Source organism: Paraburkholderia sp., assembly GCF_024281035.1.
GTDB lineage: Bacteria > Pseudomonadota > Gammaproteobacteria > Burkholderiales > Burkholderiaceae > Paraburkholderia.
Window position 1 is genome coordinate 73,407 of sequence record NZ_JAMXLH010000006.1, and the last position, 17,788, is coordinate 91,194.

Consider the following 17,788-nt stretch of genomic DNA (forward strand, 5'->3'; position numbering starts at 1 on the left):
ATTAGATGGCTAACCGTTTCGGCTCTTCAAAATCCGGGACGACATCCCGATCGCGCCGATCCTTTCCTTTAATCGATGCGAGCAGGGAGGCAAGGACGATCAACCCGCCCCCGATTGCCGCAAGCACAGTTACCCGTTCCCCAAGCCATACGCTCGCAAACAAGGCGCCAAAGACAGGCTCGCTGCCCATCAGCAGCGCGACGCGTGTTGGCGTGCTGCGGCTGACCGCGTAGTTCTGCACGAAGAAAGCAAACAACGTGCAGCCCGCGACCAGATAAATAACGATCATCCAGAAACGCTCATACCCGGCGAATGCAGGCAAGGGCTGCCATTCGGATCTCGCGACGCTCAGAGCAAGCACGGCGCAGCCGAACGACACAACGCCGGATTGCACGGCCGTCATCGCTAGCGGAGAAACGGCGTTGACCTGCATGACGCGCTTCGTTGCGCACACATTGATTGCGCGTAACAGCGCGGCAAGCACCACCAACGCATCACCAGGGGTGAAATCGAATCGGCCGCCGCCGAGCAGAAAGGCGCCCAGGAGGGAAAGCCCGGCGGCCACCCATTCGACGCCGCGCGGCCCGCGCCTGAGCCATGCCCATTCGACCAGCGGCGTCATCACCACGCACAGGCTGATCAGAAACGCCGCATTCGACGCGCTCGTTATCCGCACGCCGAACGTTTCTGCCAGAAAAATCCCGAGCAGTACGCACCCTGCGCCGACGATCCTGCCCCACTGAGAACGCGATAATCCGCGCATCGACCACAGCGACGGCGACAGCAGCACGAACGTGATGCCGAAGCGCAACGCGAGAAGGCCCAACACCGGATAGACGAGCAATGCGCTTTTCACCACGGCGTAGCTCGTTCCCCAGATGAAAGCCACAACAAGCAGTAATAAATCGGCCGATGTACTGATCCGAAAACGCATGACGAGCCTCCCGTAATGAATGGCCCTCATTGTCCGATAATGCATTGGCAGCGATAATCCTGTCGACCGGAACATCTTTTGTGCATCCGACGCATAAATAAACCAGAAACGCAGGTTAGCCTTGGTACGTCCATGACACCGACCGAACTTCTCCCGTTGCTGCCGGATCTCGCGACTTTCGCGCAGGTGGTCGAGTCCGGTAACTTCTCGTCGGCAGCCCACCCGCTCGGCACCACGCCCTCGACCATCAGCCGGCAAGTGCAGCGGCTGGAACGCGCACTGGGCACGCGACTGTTCGAACGCTCGACGCGGCGCATCAGGCTAACGGAGTCCGGCATGCAGGTTTATCGCCACTGCCGGGAGATGATCGACGCGGCGTCCGGAGCCGTCGATGCGGCAAGTCAGTTGACGGCACAACCACGCGGCCGGGTCAGCATCAGCGCTCCGATTTCGCTGGCGAAAAGCCTGATTCACCCGAAGATTCCAGGCTTCTTGCGTGCTTACCAGGAAGTCGACGTGCAGGTCGTATTCGACGATCGGGAAATCGATCCGATACGCGATCACGTCGATCTCGTCGTGCGGCCCACGCCGACACCACCGCAAGGCCTCGTGGCAAGACAGCTCGGCACGGTGCGATGGCTGCCGTGCGCCTCGCCTGGCTATCTGCGCGCACGCGGCACGCCCGCGGTTCCAAACGAGCTCGCGCAGCATGATTGTCTATGTCTCGGCGATACGCCGGACGACAACCGGTGGACTTTCCGGCAAGGCAACCACACACAGACCATCGAAGTCAGAGGCCGCTATATAGCGAACGATGTGAGCGCACGGCGTGAAGCCGCGCTGGAAGATTGGGGCGTGGCAAGCCTGCCGGAGTTTGCCGTTGCGGACGATCTCCGTGCCGGCAGGCTGGTACAGGTGCTGCCCGCATGGTTGTTCGAGCCACGCGCCTACAGCGGGCCTGTCTGGTTGCTGTATCCGCCGAACCGGCTCATGCCGCCGAAAGTGCGAGCGTTAATTGACTGGCTGGTGGAACAGCCCGGTTGCTAATTCAGTCGCCGATTTAGTTGAATCCGCACGCCGAAAACCCGATACAACGCCGTCGGCATCCCCTTCGAATTAGCGCTTACTACGATCGAGTTGGCTACCCGCTTCCAAGGCGCTCGCCTGAACGACCGTCGAAGTATGAAACCGTACCAGTCTGTGCATCGAGCCAGACTGATGTGCCCACATCAGGAGGTATCGTCCATTGCGTGACCAGTACCGGGCTGCCGCCAACCGCGCAATGCATTACATAGTGGCTGCCCAAATCGTCAACCGCCGTCACGGTTCCTGTGAACGCACCGGACACCGGGCTGGCACGGAGATTTTCTGGGCGGATGCCAATTTTGACTTCACCATGCTCCGGCAGGCTTGCCGGATCGGGCAGAGGGAGCGACACGAATTGCCCGTCCGCGAGTCGGATCGAATGACCGGAGAGCGAGGCCGGCATGAGGTTCATCGGTGGCGTACCGATGAAACGGGCCACGAATTCATTGGCTGGCCGATGATAGATTTCAGTCGGTGTACCGACCTGCTCGACACAGCCCTGGTTCATCACGATAATCCGGTCAGCTAGCGTCATCGCCTCGATCTGGTCGTGCGTAACGAAGATCGAGGTGCATCCGAGCTGGTCATGCAGCTTGCGAAGTTCTACGCGCATGTCGTTGCGCATGCTCGCATCGAGGTTCGAAAGAGGCTCGTCGAACAGCAGGACATCCTGCTGTCGCGCAATTGCGCGACCGATCGCGACTCGCTGGCGTTGCCCACCCGAGAGCTGTGAGGGCAGACGATCCAGCAGATGCTCAAGCCCGAGCATCGTGGCAATTTTGCCAGCGCGCGAAGTCTGTTCCGCCGAAGACAAGCCAGCCAGTTTCAGGCCGTAGCATATGTTCTTGCGCACCGTCATATGTGGATAGAGCGCGTAGTTCTGGAACACCATCGCGCAACCCCTATCCTTGGGAGCGGCCCGGGTCACATCCCGATCACCGATGCGAATCTCGCCGGATTTAATTTCCTCGAGGCCGGCAATCATTCTGAGCAGTGTGGATTTTCCGCAGCCTGACGGGCCGAGCACCACAGTGAATTCCTGGTGCAGGAAGTCGATGTTCACATCTTTCATCAGATGCGTCGAGCCGTAGGTCTTTGCAAGGTTGCGGACCGAGATCGTCAGCGGTGCGGTCGTTCCTGTCATTTTTCTGCTCCAATAATGCCTTTCACGAGCCATTTCTGCATCAACGCTACGACCAGGATGGGCGGCGCCAGAGCGATGACGGTCGCCGCCATCATCAGGTTCCATTCGGGAAGCTGCGAGGCATCGGTCGGTAGAAACTTCACGACACCGAGCACCACCGTGCGCATGTCCTGCTGATTGGTCGCGACGAGCGGCCACATGTAATCCTTCCACGTGGAAACAAACACAATGATCCCGAGAGCAGAAAAATTGGCCTTGGACAACGGCAGCAGCATGTCGACGAAAAAGCGGATCGGGCCGGCACCGTCCATTTTGGCGGCTTCCAGCAGTTCAGCCGGAATCGTCCGGTAGAACTGGCGGAACAGGTATGTACCGGTGGCAGAAGCGACCAGCGGCAGCGACAAACCGGTGTATGAATTGAGCAGATTGATCGTCGGGATCGAAATCCGGATGCTGGCGATCGTCTGCAGCGCATGATCGAGACCGGTGGCGGCGAGCACAGCGCGGACCGGCTCAAGGAGGTCCGCGGCCACTGCATAGGTCGGGATCACGCGTACTTCCAGCGGCAGCAACAGCGTGATGAGCACGGCGGCAAAGATCACGTGTTTGATGCGCGAGCGGAAGAACACCACGGCATACGCCGTGAGCGCGGAGAGCAGCAGTTTTCCGACGACGACGATGCTTGCGACCAGGAAGCTGTTTAGCAGCAGGCGACCGAAGTTCGCACGTCGTTGCACTTCCGCGAGATTGGCGATGAGTTGCGTGCCCGGCACGAACGCGACGCCATGTTCGATCAGTTGCCGATTCGACACCGAAGCCGAACATAAGGCAAGGTAGATCGGGGCGAGTGCAAAGATCAGGCCGATCGCGAGCACGATCGGGCCAAGCACGCGGACAACGGGGGCTTTCTCACGCACGGCGGCCCCCTGGTTGCTTTTGGCGGTTTGCGAGCATGGACTGGACGATTGTCACCGCAACGATAATCACCATCAGGATGACCGACAGCGCCGACGAGCCGGACAGGTCGAGGCCAAGAAAACCATCGGCATAAATCTTGTACGGGAGAATGTTGGTCGCCCCGGCGGGCCCGCCCCGGGTCAGCGAATCGATCAGGCCGAAGCTATGGGTCAGGCTGTCCAGGGTGCAGATAACGAAGACGAAGACGATTTGCGGCGCAATCATCGGCACCTGGATGTCGATAAAGCGTCGAGCCGGACCGGCACCATCCATCGCGGCCGCCGCCAGGTAGTCGTCGGGGATCGCACGTAGCGCAGCGGTCAGGATCACGAAGCAGAACGGCATTTGCATCCACGCGAAGGCGGTCGCAACGAAGAGCAATGCTTCCCACGGATGCTGGTTGGGCGACCACGCGCCAGGCCAGATCTCATTGATCACGCTCATGGGGCCGACCACGGGGTTCATCACGAACTTCAGAATGATGCCAACGACCGCTCCGGCGACTGCGTACGGCCACATCATGAGATTGCGGTAGAACGCACTGCCGCCAAGCAGATATTCGCTGAGTCCCGCCAATCCCAGCGAAATACCGACTGACATCGATACGGCGAGAACGGCAAACAATACCGTGGCGCGGATCGATTCCCAGAACGCCCAATCGGTGACGATGCGAGCATAGTTGTCCAGACCGACGAACACCTCGCCGTTGCCGAACGGACGAACCAGATGCACCGACCAGGCGATGGCCTTGAGCGCTGGCCAATAGAAGAACAGGCAGATCAGCAGCAGTTGAGGTAATGCGATGAGCAGAGGCAGCCGCCATCCCTCGAACAAGGCGTGTTGTTTCATCGAAATTTCCTTTCCAGGTCTGTCGTATCCGTCAAGGTTTCGCGTACATGCGCTGGAAGCGTTCGAGCAGACGATTGCCCTGATCCTGTGCACTCACCAGTGCGTCGGCCATGCTTTTTTGTCCGGCAAAGGCCCGTTGGGCCTCTAGCTGCCAGGCCATCCGGATTTGCGTGAAGAAGCCGAGCCGCGCACCATGCGAAAAGTCCGACGTGGGCTGATCGAGTGAAGTCAGTGCCACTTCGAGATGTCGCAGCCGCGGATTGCCGTGTGCATCAGACGCACGCCATGCTGCGACGGTCCCGGTCGTTCTCAACAGGAAACCAGTCTGCCCAGCGAGCTTCATCTGATTGGCCGGCTGGTTGATGAAGTCGAGGAACTTCGCAATGGCCCGGTAGGTGTCGCGATCGAAGCCCTTCATGATCCACAGGGACGACCCGCCGATCACCGTACTGTGCCGCGGCACGCCGGAGAAATTCGGCAGCAGGCTGATGCTGGCCTGAATACGGCCCATTTGCTGGACGATGCCCCACGCGTACGTGGAACCGATCGACATCGCACATTCGCCGCTTGCGAACGCTTGAGACTGACGGCCCACACGGGTTTCGGTCGCCTCGACGATTTCGCCGCGACGATACCCGTTCAGGAGTGCGTTCATGAGTTCGGGGTGCCGGCCTGATGCAAAGACGAGTCGTGCGTTCAGTCCACCCGCGCCATTTCGCAGTGACGCGATTGGCTCACCGGCCACCGCGCCGGGCTGTTCAAGCATTTGCCACGGGTCGATGTCGATGACGGCGGGGCAGCCGATCCCGGCAGCCTTGAGGCGTGCGGCGTCCCGAAGGAATTGCTCCCATGTTTGGGGTGGTTGTGCAATTCCTGCGCGGCGCAACAGGGCATCGTTTGTATAGAGCACGATCGTCGATACCGCAAACGGCGCGGAGTACAACTCGCCACGCTTATCCCCGTAATAGTGGCGAATGGCAGGAAGGTAGGATGCACTGACGTCGCCATTGCCGAACTCGCGCGCCAGATCGGCATACGGGACTGTGGCGTCGCTGAGCAGCATGTCGTTCGTGCCGACATCATAGATTTCGGCGAGTGCGGGCGAGCGATGCGCGCGCCAGGCGGCAATCAGTTGACGCAGATTCGACTCGTAGCCATTCTGCCCGATGCACTGAACACGGTCGGCTGACTGGCTGGCATTGAATGCGTCGCACAGTTGTTGCACGACCATGCCCGCCTTGCCGCTTTGCGCGTACCAGAAATCAAACTGGGCACTATGGCAGACCGCAGGCAGGGACAGGAGCATCCCCGCGCCCACGGCAAGGCTTGCAAGCGATCGGGCCGCGTGTGCTCGCACGTGTTTTACGCTTCCCATGTTCAGCAGGATTGCAGGCGTGCGCTCGCTTCCCCGATAAAACACTGGGTTTCGAACGCGAACATATCGTTAAACGTACAAAATTCAGGCGCACCGAGTTCGAAGGTACCGATGCGTTCCGCCAGTTCGGCGACCACGTCCAACCAGAGTGCGCGGTAACATGGCGTCTCGTCGTCCAGCTCCTCGATTGGATATGAAACCGTGGTGTGAAAGAGATAGGTTGCGTGATCCGGCGCAGTGATGCCGAAGCGTTCGGACATCGCATCGCGCAGCGCTCTCAGCCGTTGCTCGCTTTCCGGTTCCGGGACCAGCGTCAAGGAGGTCAGCGAGGTTTGAATGCCACTGGAGCCAATACGGATCCGGAATGGCGCATCGATAAGCAGGTCGAGCGTACGAAGGCGCTCAACCAGAAATTTCGTGCCGTCGTTGATCGAGGCATCCGCAGGCAAGTCCTTCGGCCAGTGGCCCGGGCCGCGTCTCTCGTCCAGCATGCAGTCGAACACAGTCATGTGGTAACTCGACGGCGGCAGGAACGTGAATTTGTGGCCAAACGGACTGATCCTGACTCGATCCCGCACCGTCATAAGTCCGCGCGACAGGACGGTGAGCATGGGGATGTGGCAGATGATCGTATTGCCGGGGAAACGGCGTACGCTGCCGTCAATGTTGAACTTCTTGCCAATATGATGAGTTGGTGTGCCCATGAAGGAGAGACCGGAAAACGGTCTGAAATTGCGGTGAAGTGCCCAATATTACTACCCGTAATGTGTATTAATTGTGGCAGGCAGTATGCGATTGGGCACGCGTCCGGGGCGAGCCGAGGCGGTGGGCGCCCGGGCGCAGGCCTACAGGAAGAAGGTGTTTTTCAGCGGCGTCACTGCCGCACCGATGACGGTGGCGTCACCATTGGTTTCGCTCAAGACGAGCTTGGGAAGGGCTGGGCCGACGCCATTGCGGTGTTCCCAGAATTGCACGCGCTCGATCAGCATATTGCCGAGCGTCGGCGGCAAGAGTCCCCCGAAGACGATCGCATCAGGATCGAAAAGCCCCGCGAGCGTGTTGATGACGCGATCCAGTGCCGGGAGCGTTCGCTCGATCCAGGACTCAACGCCGGGCCACTGTGGATCAAAACGCATCCGAAGGTCTTCGATCGAATCGATGTCGATACCATTGGCTCGCAACTCGGCAATCAGGAATTTCAGTGCAGGCCGACGCCTGGATTCCTCCTTGTCAAACTTCATTTCTCCGGCATTGCCGTGCGAACCAAAATAGGGTTTGCCGTTGAGCACGACACCGCCGCCGAAGCCATAGGAGAAGTTCAGGTAGAAGAAGTTGCGCGCCCATGTCCCGACGCCAAGGAGGCTTTCGCCAATCGCGGCACTGCTTGCGTCGTTTTCCATCCAGACCGGCAGTTCGAAGGTATTTTCCAGTATTGTCTGGAGATCGGTCAGCGACCAGTCCTGAAGTGGGACTGGCGCATTGACGTGCTTCCGGTCATGAACGAAAAACCCTGAGATCGTGAAGCCGATACCCATGATGCGCGCCCGATCGACTGAGTTTCTCTTCACCAGTCGGTCCATCGCGTCACGCAATGCCGTGAGTGAGGCATTGCGGCGGAGCGGTGGAATCCTTAGACGAATTTCCTCGAGGATATCGCCGCCGAAATCCGCGAGGCAAAGCGTCATCGAATCGGTACTGACCGAGATGCCGATGGCGTAAGCAGCGGTGCGCTCGAGTTCGATCTGCGGACTCGGCTGGCCGCGCCCTTTCCTGATTGCCTCGCCTGCGACGAGCAACCCGCGCTCCATCAACTGGTCAACCAGGCGGTGAACCGACTGCTGGGACAGGTCGGTTTCGACGGTCAAAGCCGCCCGGGAAATCGAGCGGTGCCGCCGCACCGCATCCAGAATGATCCGTTCGCTGGGCGAAACGGTGAAGCCTGTCCGCGCATGGCGTTGTGACGAGGCCTGCTGAGCCGCTGAGGCATCCATTTTCGTCTTTTGTATGAGTGGTGTTCCGGGACGGTTCCCTTATGCGGGGACACATCCGTCGCATTCTACTACAACTGTGTAATATCGAAACTGCTCGCGCGCAGAGGATTACGCACCGGCTTCGCACCGCTCCCCTCCATCCGGCTCCCCCTATTTTTCTCGACCTGCACGGGAAAAAGACGCCTGCATGACGGTGAAGGCCTTCCGTACTTCGACCTCTCAGCGACCGAAACAACTGGCTCGGCACAGTTGCTTGTCACAATTAATACCCGATGCGGGTAATAACATCCGCCTGTATCACGACGCGGGGCGACGTTGACCATCCAGCGCGCGAGTCGCTGTCCCATTGGCTCATAACGTCGGACAAGTATTTGATGCATGGCGTGCATCGATCATGCATTTGCATTAAATAGGATAACTATGGAACACACTTTAGAACTGCCAGGCGCCAGACAGGGGATCAATCTCTCAATCATGGCGTGGGCGATTTGCGCCGCGGCTCCTGCCCTGGCCGAAACAGCGGCGACAGAGGACAAATTCCGGACAACGACTGAAGCGTCGGGCAAGGCCCGGGAGAGCGGTCGCGATACGCCCAGCGTGCATCGTATGGATAGCGTCAACGTCACTGCCCAGCGGTCTCAGACACAGACTGCTGTTGCGACCAAGCGCAACGACAATCGAGTCATGGACGTCCTGACCAGTGAGCAGATCAAAAATCTGCCTGACACGACCGTCAACGACGCGGTAAAGCGTATCGCTGGCGTTTCGACGAGTTTCAACGCCGATTCGATCAATGGCCGGGATGACGCGGTATTCGTGACAATTCGCGGCCTCGATGCTGCCTACAACAATGTGACGATCGACGGAGCGCCGTGGGCCTCGACCGATCAAACGAGCCGCGGCGCACGTACAAACGTATTGTCCGCAACGATGGTCAAAAAGCTCGAGGTGTACAAGACGTGGCAACCTGACCTGGATCCGAATGCCGTCGGCGGTTCTATCAACATTACAACCCGCAGCGCATTCGACAATGGTGGAAAGCCATTCTTCCAGGTGTCCAGCGGGCTTGGGCATGCAGATGGGACAGGCAAGGTCCTGTCCGGCGCCGATGGCCTGGCGCGCAAGATCAATACGGTGTTCAGCACCACGTTCGGCCCAACCAGCGCGTTGGGGTTGGTCATTGCAGCCAACTACGAAAAGAAAAATACCGTTTCCGTAGGGCACATGACCACGGATCAAGTGTTCTACAGCTACTACAATCCGGACGGCACGATTGCCAACCCGTCGTCAACAGGCGGCCCAAATACTGGAAACGGCATTCCAGTTCCCCAGCAGGACAAGAACTGGCTGTACTACAAGAATATCGAGCGAATCGGTGGCAACATCAAGCTCGAAGCAAAATTCAGCCGCGACGTGTACGGTTTTGTCGGCGTGGACTTCAACGACGACAATGTTCACGCAACCCGGAACGAAGTCATCATCGACACGAGCCGCAGCACCGGCCCAAACCCGGTGGTCAACCAGACGTCGACATCGGGGCACTTTAATCTGGGCGAGGCCGAGGCCGGCAACATGCTGTCCCAGGTTGACCGTTCGACGAAAACGGTTCGCGGCGGCCTGGACTGGAAGCTTGGCGACAACCGGGAACTATCATTGCGTTCGTCGTTTTCTCAGGCAGCAGACCGGAACCCGCAGCGGGCCGCGAAATACGTTTACGGCAACTTCAAGTATGCTCCAGGCGCATACCCGACGATAACCGGCGTTCCGGAGCTGGCGATGGATTACAACACCTCGGGTTTCAATCCATCGTTTAATCTGGCGAATCCGGACAACTTTACCAACCTGAATAACTGGAAACCCTTCTATTGGCGTATCGACAACGTTCGCATCGATGATCGGGTCGGCGATGTGAAACTGGACTACCGTCATAACGTCGGCATCGATGCGCGAGGCCTGGGTTATGCAGTCGGTGCCGATTACCGCTCCCTCGGCCACAGCTATAGCAAGTACTACAACATGTACACGCCGACGGACGCCGGCAATCTGACGCTCGCTGACGCGGGCTATCTGTCCGGTGTCCCACTGCCCTATAGCGGCGGCTTGCCATTTGTGATTGTCGACGACTCGGCGGCCTGGAACCAGCTCGCACAGAACGGCTCTCTCGCAGGGGCATACTCCGCCAACCTTGCCAACAGTCTTCAGAACAACTACTCGCACCATGAGCAGGCGGCCAGCGTTTATGGTTTGGCAACGTATCAAACCGACCGGATTGCAGCAATGTTCGGATTGCGCCAGGACTATACGAATCTGAATACAACGGGCAATGTGCGCAACACGGCAAACGGGACGACGAGCTGGCAGTCGGTGACCAGGCGTTCGCATTACGACTACCTGCTTCCCGCCGCGTCGCTTGTGCTGAGTCCGGTGGGCAACGTCAAGCTCAAGCTTGCATACAGCGAGACGATCGGACGTCCAAACTTCGATGCTTATGCACCGAACTCGTCGATCTCGGAGAACAGCGACGGATCGATTACGGTGAAGCAGGGCAACCCAGACATTAAGCCGCGAAAGTCCAACAACTTCGATGTTTCGACCGAGTGGTACCTGCCGCACAATGGCCTCGCATCGGTTGCGTTGTTCCGCAAGAAGATTTCGAACGAGATTTATACGCTAACGAGCACGGGCCAGTTTTCTTATGGCGGCGAGTCCCGTCCAGCGTTTATCACCCAACCGCTCAACTCATCTGCGTCGCAAGTCAACGGCATCGAGATGTCGCTCGTGCAGGGCACCCTCGGCTGGCTGAGTCCATATCTGTCGGGGTTTGGTTTTTCAGTCAACGAAACGCTCATGGCTGGCAGGCTGAATGCGACCCAGTCGAACGGATCGACACGTACGATCAAAGGTTTGATCAATCAGCCTGACCATATCACCAACGTTTCGGTGTTCTACAAATACCGGAAGTTCGGCGTCACGCTGGCTTATAACCGAGTCGGCGAGAGTCTGCGTCAGATCGATTCTGCCTACGCGCATCAGGACGTCTACTGGAAAGCACGTGACCAATGGGATCTGCAAGCGAGCTATGACGCTGGTCGCGGTTGGCGGACCTGGTTTTCCGTTGCGAACCTGACGAGCTCGCCAATCGTGAGTGTCACCGGCAAGGATCGCAACTTGCTCAAGGACAACTTCTCGGCGGGCCGTGTGTTTTGGCTGGGACTCACTTACACGCCGAAACTTCACTGAGGCCCGGTTGCATATGTTTTGCAAGAGCCTCGACAAATCTCCTGCGGCGCTGTTTTAAGGACTTCTACTAATTTCACGTTGCGAGGAAGATCATGTTTCAACAATTCATCACGTTGAGTCAGCAATCGACTGGCATCATCCCGCTGCTCATCCTCCTGCTTCTGCTGGTCATTGTGGTTTCCATCGAGCGCGGCATCTGCTTTGCGCGCCTCGTTCCATCCGGCCTCAAGCTCAATCAGGAACTGCAGGCAACCAACCATCATGAGATCAATGCGCTGCGTACCATTTCCCGTCAATACGAGGGAACCGTATTCGAAGCGCCGCTGGAAGCCGCCCTTGAAGCACGTCATCTCGACGCGGATCACATGGACCGCTATATCGATGAGGCCATCGTTCATGAGCTCCCGCGTCTTGACCGGTTCCTGTGGATGATCGATGCATGCGTGACGCTGGGTCCGCTGATCGGTTTGCTGGGCACCATCATCGGCATTACCGAGTCGTTCAACGTGTTCGGCAACGGCAAGCAGGACATCGGCGCCGTGATGGGCGGCATCGGCCATGCTCTGGCCGCGACAGCATGTGGCCTGCTGGTGGCGATCGTCGGCGTCGCGGCCAATGCATACTTCGGCAAGCGCTTGCGTGTCGCCATGCTGCAACTCGATTTGCTTAAATTCACGTGCGTCAAGCATTTCCACCTGAAGGACAGTGTCCGTTTGCGTGCACAGTCCGCAGCGGCCTGAGTTACAGGGGCAACTACAGGAACACGACGATGACCCGTACCCGCTATATGGAAGTGCGCAAGCCGCACATTGAGATCATTCCGATGATCGACATCATGATGTTCCTGCTGATCTTCTTCATGGTGACGATGCTCAAGATGATCGACACTGGGGGACTCAAGATCAGCGTGCCTCAGGCGGCGACCACGGAAACGCTGCCGAAGGCCTCGCTGACGATCGAGGCGCTGCGCGACGGCACCCTGTTGACGGATGGTCATCCGGTCACTGCGGATGCCCTCACTGCGCTCATCAAGGAGCGCATGCATGCCTCGACGCTCGACGTCATGGTGGCGGGCGATAAGGACGTGCCGCTGCAAGCACTCGTTCATGCGATGGATATTGCCCGTGCCGCTGGCGTGGAAGACCTTGGCATCGCGACCAAACGCTGAGGAGCAGGCTATGAACGCGACCGTAATTGCCCCGGGCATGAAGACATCATCCGACGCGGCGGGCACGAGGCTGGCGATCGCTATTATTGCCGGGTGCCTGATCGAAGCGGCCTTGATTGCAGGCGTACTCAGCCACCGGTTGTTGCAAACGAAAACAGCTGTACCACCGGCGCCGATCAAGATCACCCGCGTTGTCGAAATCGCCGACGCACCACCCGTTTCGCCGCCGCCTGCCCCGCGGCGAGTCGAGCCGAAGCCGGTCGAGCATCATCGCGCGCAACCGGTCAAGCAGCGGGTTGCCAGGCCAGCGATTGAACCCAAGGTGGTTACCGCACCCGCAGCAACCGAGGCACCCCCCGCGGAGTCGGTGCACACGGATCATCCCCCTCTGGTGAGTGAGGCTCAGCCCGTGGCGATGCAGTCACCGCAGAAAGCGCCGGGTATTCGGCGCGGGCTGGTTCCGCTTACGCGTGTCGAGCCGGAATATCCGTCACGCGCACTGGCCGACAACGTTGAAGGTACGGTCACCGCTCACCTGACCATCGAAGCGGACGGAAGCGTTGGTTCGGTCAAGATCATGCACGCGTCACCAGCAGGGCTGTTCGAGCGCGCTTCAACCCACGCCTTGATGAAGTGGAAGTTCGCGCCGAACGATGGCGGATATGTGGGTGAAGTGACGTTGACTTTCAACCTGAGCAACTGACCGCGCCAAGGCGTCGCTGCCGGGCAATCAGAACGTGATTCTGTCCATGCATGTCTATCCCAAAACATGGAACGGCAAGGGTCCGCTGACGCTTGCGGACATTGATCTTCTTGTCGCGACCGGGCGCCCTTGCATGATCGGCGAGTTCGGGGAGAGCAACGAGACTCCGGATACCGATTGGCGAGCCATCGTCACCTATGCGAAATCACTTGACTGGCCTGTGCTGGCTTGGTGTTGGGATGGCGACGGCGGGATCATGAACATCATGCAGCCGGAATTCCAGCCGTTCGTGGCGGGGAAAATAAACACGTATTACAGCATCAATAGCGCGTACGCGAACATCATCCTACCCTTCCTTTCCTGACAGCAGGATTGATAGCCGACTACCATCCCCTCCACGGTGAGCTGGATCGATTCACGATTCAATTTCTTATCCTGAGTTGCCCTCTTGACCTGGTGGCGGATGCAAAGCCAATCCGTCAGGCGGAGCGTCGATCGCGAGCCGCTGGAGCGGCAATCAAGCTGTTGCATCGACCGGTTGAATCCACGGCCACCAACGGACGTTCGACTGCGACGCCTGAATCACTGACAATGCCAAAAATCGACACATCGACGTGGTCCCAATCCAGGCCGTTGGTTACATCATATGAAATGATTCACACTGGCGATGTGGCGTTGAGCGATGGACACCCGGAGGCCATGAGAGAAATGGAACGCACGCGATTCAAGCTGTTGAGCTGCCAAAGAAGCGGCATCGAAGCCGTGGAAGCAGACACCACACTCGTCTTTGGCCGCCATACCCACGAGCAATTCGGTGTAGGTCTGATCGAACGCGGCGCACAGAAATCGGCGAGCGGCCGTGGTCTCGTCGAAGCCGGTGCGGGCGACGTAATCACTGTCAACCCTGGTGAAGTGCATGACGGGGCACCGATCGGAGATGGCGGACGCTCATGGCGAATGCTGTACCTGGACCCCGCGATCGTTGCTGAACTAGCCACCGACATCACCGAAGGACGGGGAGGAGCGACTTGCGAGTTCACCCGGCCCAAGGTCAGCGACAAGCGCATTGCAGGTCAATTTAGTGAGCTTTACCAGGCAATGACCGGCAGTGTTGTAGACAAGCACGGACTCAAGGCGGACGAGACCTTACTGCTCCTGCTGGGGAGCTTGCTGCGCCCTGGTTCCTCAAGGCAGCATTCTGTTCCGTCCGGAATCGCTGCGGCACGTGCGTTGATCGATGACGATCCCATCGCGACTCTGACGCTTACCGCGCTAGCAAACGAAGCTGGGCTGAGCCGCTATCAGTTCCTGCGAGGTTTCGCGAGAGCAACCGGCCTCACGCCCCACGCCTACATCCTGCAGCGCCGCATTCATCGCGCACGCCAAATGATCCGTCACGGCACGCGGCTCGCAGCGGTGGCCGCACTGAGCGGCTTCTCCGATCAAAGCCACATGACGCGGCTGTTTGTCCGCAGTTTCGGCGTAACGCCGGGTGCGTACGCCAAGGCAGCGGGCTAACCACACAAGCCTGCAATTTTGTTCAAGACGATCGGACAAACGATGACGAGAATTGAGGCTCGATCTCCTTTCTCGACGTGAGGCACGATCATGCCGCTTTCCTATGCACCTTCCATTCATCGAGACTTCCCAAATCTCGCCTCGCGCGCACTTCGGCTGGATGAACTGGGACCTGTGGCGCCGATAGCTAAGCCCGTCACCCATCTCGTCGCCCTTGCCAGGGAGCGCATCGCGCTCGCAACAGAAAGCGATCTGCCGGAGATCCAGGCGTGGCGGCGAGCTTTCGCAAAGATGGGCCTGAAGCCAACACAGTATCGCTGCGCCTCGGAGGCGCTGCTCCGCCGACTTCGTCAAAGGGGAGACCTGCCTTCATTTCATCCGCTTATCGACCTGTGCAACGCCATGTCGATGGCTTTCGCCATCCCGATCGCGGCCATGGATCTCGACAGAATCACTGGCGACCTTCAGGTGCGCGCTGCATCAGGTACGGAGACTTATGAAACCTTCGCGGGGGATATCGAGCATCCGGAAGTGGGAGAGATTATCTTCGTTGACGATAGTCATCGCGCCCACGCACGGCGGTGGGCGAACCGTCAGAGCGGCTATTCGGCAGTGAAGGAAACGACTACAACGGCGCTCGTCATTGTCGAGGCCATGCACGAAACGGCGGAGGCGGATATCGCACGGCTGATCTCGATGCTCCGCGCGACGATCTCCGAGCTTTGGCCTTCTACATCTGTGACGGAGCTACAGGTACGATGAACGTCGAATTTCTGATCACGTCGCTGATCGTCGTAGCTTCGCCCGGAACAGGCGCACTCGTTACTCTAACCGCAGGTTTGTCGCGTGGGGCGCGTGCTTCCGTCGTCGCGGCATTGGGCTGCACGCTCGGCATCCTGCCCCACATGGTGGCGGCGATTACCGGTCTGGCTGCACTCCTGCATGCGAGCGCCGTCGCATTCGAAGCGATCAAGTATGCGGGCGTCGCCTACCTGCTCTACACGGCATGGAAAACGCTCAAGGAAAATGGACCGTTGAGGATCAAGTTCGACGGCTTCACGCACTCTGATCGGAATGTGATCTCGCACGCGATCCTGGTGAATATGCTCAACCCCAAGCTTTCGATTTTCTTCTTTGCCTTCCTGCCGCAATTCATTGATCGCGGCGAAAACCGGGCCGCACTTCGCATGCTGGAACTTTCGCTCGTCTTCATGGCGATGACGTTCGCCGTATTCGTCGTGTACGGAGTCTTTGCGGCGAGTGTTCGCGATCGAATTCTTTCGCGACCCGATGCTCTCAAGTGGATACGCCGGAGTTTTGCCGCTGCGTTCGTCGGGGTCGGAGTCAAGCTGATCCTGGTGCAGCGGTAGTCACCCTGTTCCGGCACTACGTGATCGTCCGGATTAATGGAGCCCAATGCTCGGCGGCATCAAACACCTCACACGCGAAGCGTCAACCAGCCCATGCGTTGATATCGAGAACCGCGGCGGCGAACACTTCGGGAGCCTCCTGCGGAAGATTGTGGCCCGCATTCGGCACGACGCGATTCTGATGGCGTCCAGTGAAGCACGTCGAGTCAGCCGGTCTTTCTCCAGGTAGAACAACGCCATCGGCATCCCCTTCGAGCGTGATCGCAGGCACCGTAATCGGCGGCATAACCGACAACCGGCGCTCGATATCGTCAAACTGAGGATCGCCATCGACCAGTCCGAAACGGTGTCGATAAGAATGGACGACCACGTCGACGAAATCGGGATTATCAAATGCCACTGCAGAGCGTGCGTAGATGGCGTCGTCGATGTGCCAGGTAGGCGACCACAGCGACCATAGGAGACGACAAAACGCGTGCCGGTTTTCAGCCAGGCCAGCCCGTCCGCGCTCGCCATGCAGGTAGTACTGGTACCACATCCGGTATTCCCTTTCGGGGTCCGCTGGCTGCGACGCGGCGGCTATATCCTGGATGTTGTAGCCGTTGACCGAAACGAGCCCCCGCGCTCTCGACGGGTAAAGCGCCGCCACGATGCACGCCGCCCGGCCGCCCCAGTCGTATCCGCCGAGCACGGCCCGATCGATTTGAAGCGCATCGAGCAGCGCTAACAGATCCGCGCCGAGCGCAGCCTGCTGGCCCGAGCGAAATGTTGTGGGCGCAAGGAAGCGCGTTGGCCCGTAGCCCCGAAGATAGGGGGTAATGACGCGCGCACCCTGGGAAGCCAGCCGTGGCGCCACTTCGTCATACGCGTGGATGTCGTAAGGGAAACCGTGAAGCAGGACGACCGGCCATCCGTTCGCGTCGCCCTGTTCGTCATAGGCGATATCAAGCAACGTGGTTGCAATACGTTTGAGCATGGAGCCCTCCTTCGTATGAGGCCGTCCGGCCGGTTACGGCGGATTGTCTCCGATCGGCGAGTCCGCCTGGCTGGAATGACCGCGACGAGCTTCGAAAGGCCGAACTCGCCTACCATCCGTATTTAAGCTCGATACCGGCGTAGTCGGCGTTGTGTCCGCCCGCCTGCCGGATCGCGTTTCCCACCTGAAAGTGCACGGCTTCGATCGACCCGATCAGGTTTGCCGCAATCGTCCAGTCCGCGCGCAACTGCACGTACATCCCCGTCCACAGGCTGCCCTTGCCCGCTGTGCCCGGCACGGCCTGATTGGCTTGCTGATAGACGGCGTCGCCGGTCGTTTGGCGCCACTGAAAACCCAACCCGCCGAGCAACACAAGATTCGGGGTTGGCTTGAGCGTGATATTCGGCTTGATGTGAATGAGGTTCGTGTAGCCCGTATAGCCTGCGAGCGAGAAGTAGTAACCGTTCGGGAACAGGG

At 59.0% G+C, this 17,788-nt stretch carries 18 protein-coding genes; 9 read left to right on the plus strand and 9 right to left on the minus strand.

Features of this window, described 5'->3' with window-relative positions; translation table 11 throughout:
* Nucleotide 1: 1 nt before the first annotated feature.
* Nucleotides 2-934, minus strand: a complete 933-nt coding sequence (locus Q0L30_RS01690) for a DMT family transporter (protein ID WP_296650330.1) — start codon at nt 932-934, stop codon at nt 2-4.
* 132 nt (nt 935-1,066) lie between these two features.
* On the opposite strand from Q0L30_RS01690, the gene Q0L30_RS01695 reads away from it, so the two are divergent.
* Complete coding sequence (locus Q0L30_RS01695) at nt 1,067-1,981, plus strand: LysR family transcriptional regulator (protein ID WP_296650379.1); 915 nt, start codon at nt 1,067-1,069, stop codon at nt 1,979-1,981.
* A 94-nt stretch (nt 1,982-2,075) separates the two neighbouring features.
* Here Q0L30_RS01695 and Q0L30_RS01700 read toward each other — a convergent pair whose 3' ends face one another.
* The 6 genes from Q0L30_RS01700 to Q0L30_RS01725 form a co-directional block, all read right to left on the minus strand.
* A complete protein-coding gene (locus tag Q0L30_RS01700) occupies nt 2,076-3,164 on the minus strand; it encodes an ABC transporter ATP-binding protein (protein WP_296650333.1) in 1,089 nt (362 codons plus the stop codon).
* Nucleotides 3,161-4,039: an ABC transporter permease subunit gene (locus Q0L30_RS01705; RefSeq protein WP_296650337.1), complete on the minus strand. Its 879-nt coding sequence runs from the start codon at nt 4,037-4,039 to the stop codon at nt 3,161-3,163. Before Q0L30_RS01705 ends, Q0L30_RS01700 begins: the two co-directional genes overlap by 4 nt.
* Nucleotides 4,040-4,073: 34 nt before the next feature.
* A complete protein-coding gene (locus Q0L30_RS01710) occupies nt 4,074-4,970 on the minus strand; it encodes a carbohydrate ABC transporter permease (RefSeq protein ID WP_296650339.1) in 897 nt (298 codons plus the stop codon).
* Between the two features lie 31 nt (nt 4,971-5,001).
* Entirely contained in the window at nt 5,002-6,276 is a 1,275-nt protein-coding gene (locus Q0L30_RS01715; protein ID WP_296650342.1) for an extracellular solute-binding protein, read from the minus strand.
* A 71-nt stretch (nt 6,277-6,347) separates the two neighbouring features.
* Complete coding sequence (locus Q0L30_RS01720; protein ID WP_296650345.1) at nt 6,348-7,049, minus strand: DUF1868 domain-containing protein; 702 nt, start codon at nt 7,047-7,049, stop codon at nt 6,348-6,350.
* Nucleotides 7,050-7,190: 141 nt separating this feature from the next.
* Nucleotides 7,191-8,336, minus strand: coding sequence for an ROK family transcriptional regulator (locus tag Q0L30_RS01725; protein ID WP_296650348.1), 1,146 nt, complete (start codon nt 8,334-8,336; stop codon nt 7,191-7,193).
* A 420-nt stretch (nt 8,337-8,756) separates the two neighbouring features.
* Here Q0L30_RS01725 and Q0L30_RS01730 point away from each other — a divergent pair, with 420 nt between their 5' ends.
* The 8 genes from Q0L30_RS01730 (at nt 8,757) to Q0L30_RS01765 (ending at nt 16,335) form a co-directional block, all read left to right on the plus strand.
* Nucleotides 8,757-11,576, plus strand: a complete 2,820-nt coding sequence (locus tag Q0L30_RS01730; RefSeq protein WP_296650350.1) for a TonB-dependent receptor — start codon at nt 8,757-8,759, stop codon at nt 11,574-11,576.
* A gap of 92 nt (nt 11,577-11,668) precedes the next feature.
* Entirely contained in the window at nt 11,669-12,316 is a 648-nt protein-coding gene (locus tag Q0L30_RS01735; protein WP_296650353.1) for a MotA/TolQ/ExbB proton channel family protein, read from the plus strand.
* A 29-nt stretch (nt 12,317-12,345) separates the two neighbouring features.
* Nucleotides 12,346-12,744, plus strand: a complete 399-nt coding sequence (locus tag Q0L30_RS01740) for a biopolymer transporter ExbD (protein WP_296650356.1) — start codon at nt 12,346-12,348, stop codon at nt 12,742-12,744.
* Between the two features lie 10 nt (nt 12,745-12,754).
* Entirely contained in the window at nt 12,755-13,447 is a 693-nt protein-coding gene (locus tag Q0L30_RS01745) for an energy transducer TonB (RefSeq protein ID WP_296650359.1), read from the plus strand.
* A gap of 16 nt (nt 13,448-13,463) precedes the next feature.
* Nucleotides 13,464-13,811, plus strand: a complete 348-nt coding sequence (locus Q0L30_RS01750) for a cellulase family glycosylhydrolase (RefSeq protein WP_367277755.1) — start codon at nt 13,464-13,466, stop codon at nt 13,809-13,811.
* 344 nt (nt 13,812-14,155) lie between these two features.
* Nucleotides 14,156-14,965 carry an AraC family transcriptional regulator gene (locus Q0L30_RS01755; RefSeq protein WP_296650381.1) on the plus strand — a complete coding sequence of 270 codons (810 nt, stop codon included), beginning with the start codon at nt 14,156-14,158 and terminating at the stop codon, nt 14,963-14,965.
* Nucleotides 14,966-15,055: 90 nt separating this feature from the next.
* On the plus strand, nt 15,056-15,727 hold the full coding sequence (locus Q0L30_RS01760; RefSeq protein WP_296650364.1) for a B3/4 domain-containing protein: 672 nt from the start codon (nt 15,056-15,058) through the stop codon (nt 15,725-15,727).
* The gene (locus Q0L30_RS01765; protein WP_296650367.1) at nt 15,724-16,335 is read left to right on the plus strand and encodes a LysE family translocator; all 612 of its coding nucleotides are present in this window, start codon (nt 15,724-15,726) and stop codon (nt 16,333-16,335) included. The genes Q0L30_RS01760 and Q0L30_RS01765 overlap by 4 nt, the downstream gene beginning before the upstream one ends.
* A gap of 82 nt (nt 16,336-16,417) precedes the next feature.
* On the opposite strand, the gene Q0L30_RS01770 is transcribed toward Q0L30_RS01765, so the two are convergent.
* Together Q0L30_RS01770 and Q0L30_RS01775 are read right to left on the minus strand one after the other, a co-directional pair.
* Nucleotides 16,418-17,311, minus strand: coding sequence for an alpha/beta hydrolase (locus Q0L30_RS01770; protein ID WP_296650368.1), 894 nt, complete (start codon nt 17,309-17,311; stop codon nt 16,418-16,420).
* 109 nt (nt 17,312-17,420) lie between these two features.
* Nucleotides 17,421-17,788: alginate export family protein (locus tag Q0L30_RS01775; protein ID WP_296650371.1), on the minus strand; the 368-nt coding region annotated here is incomplete at its 5' end.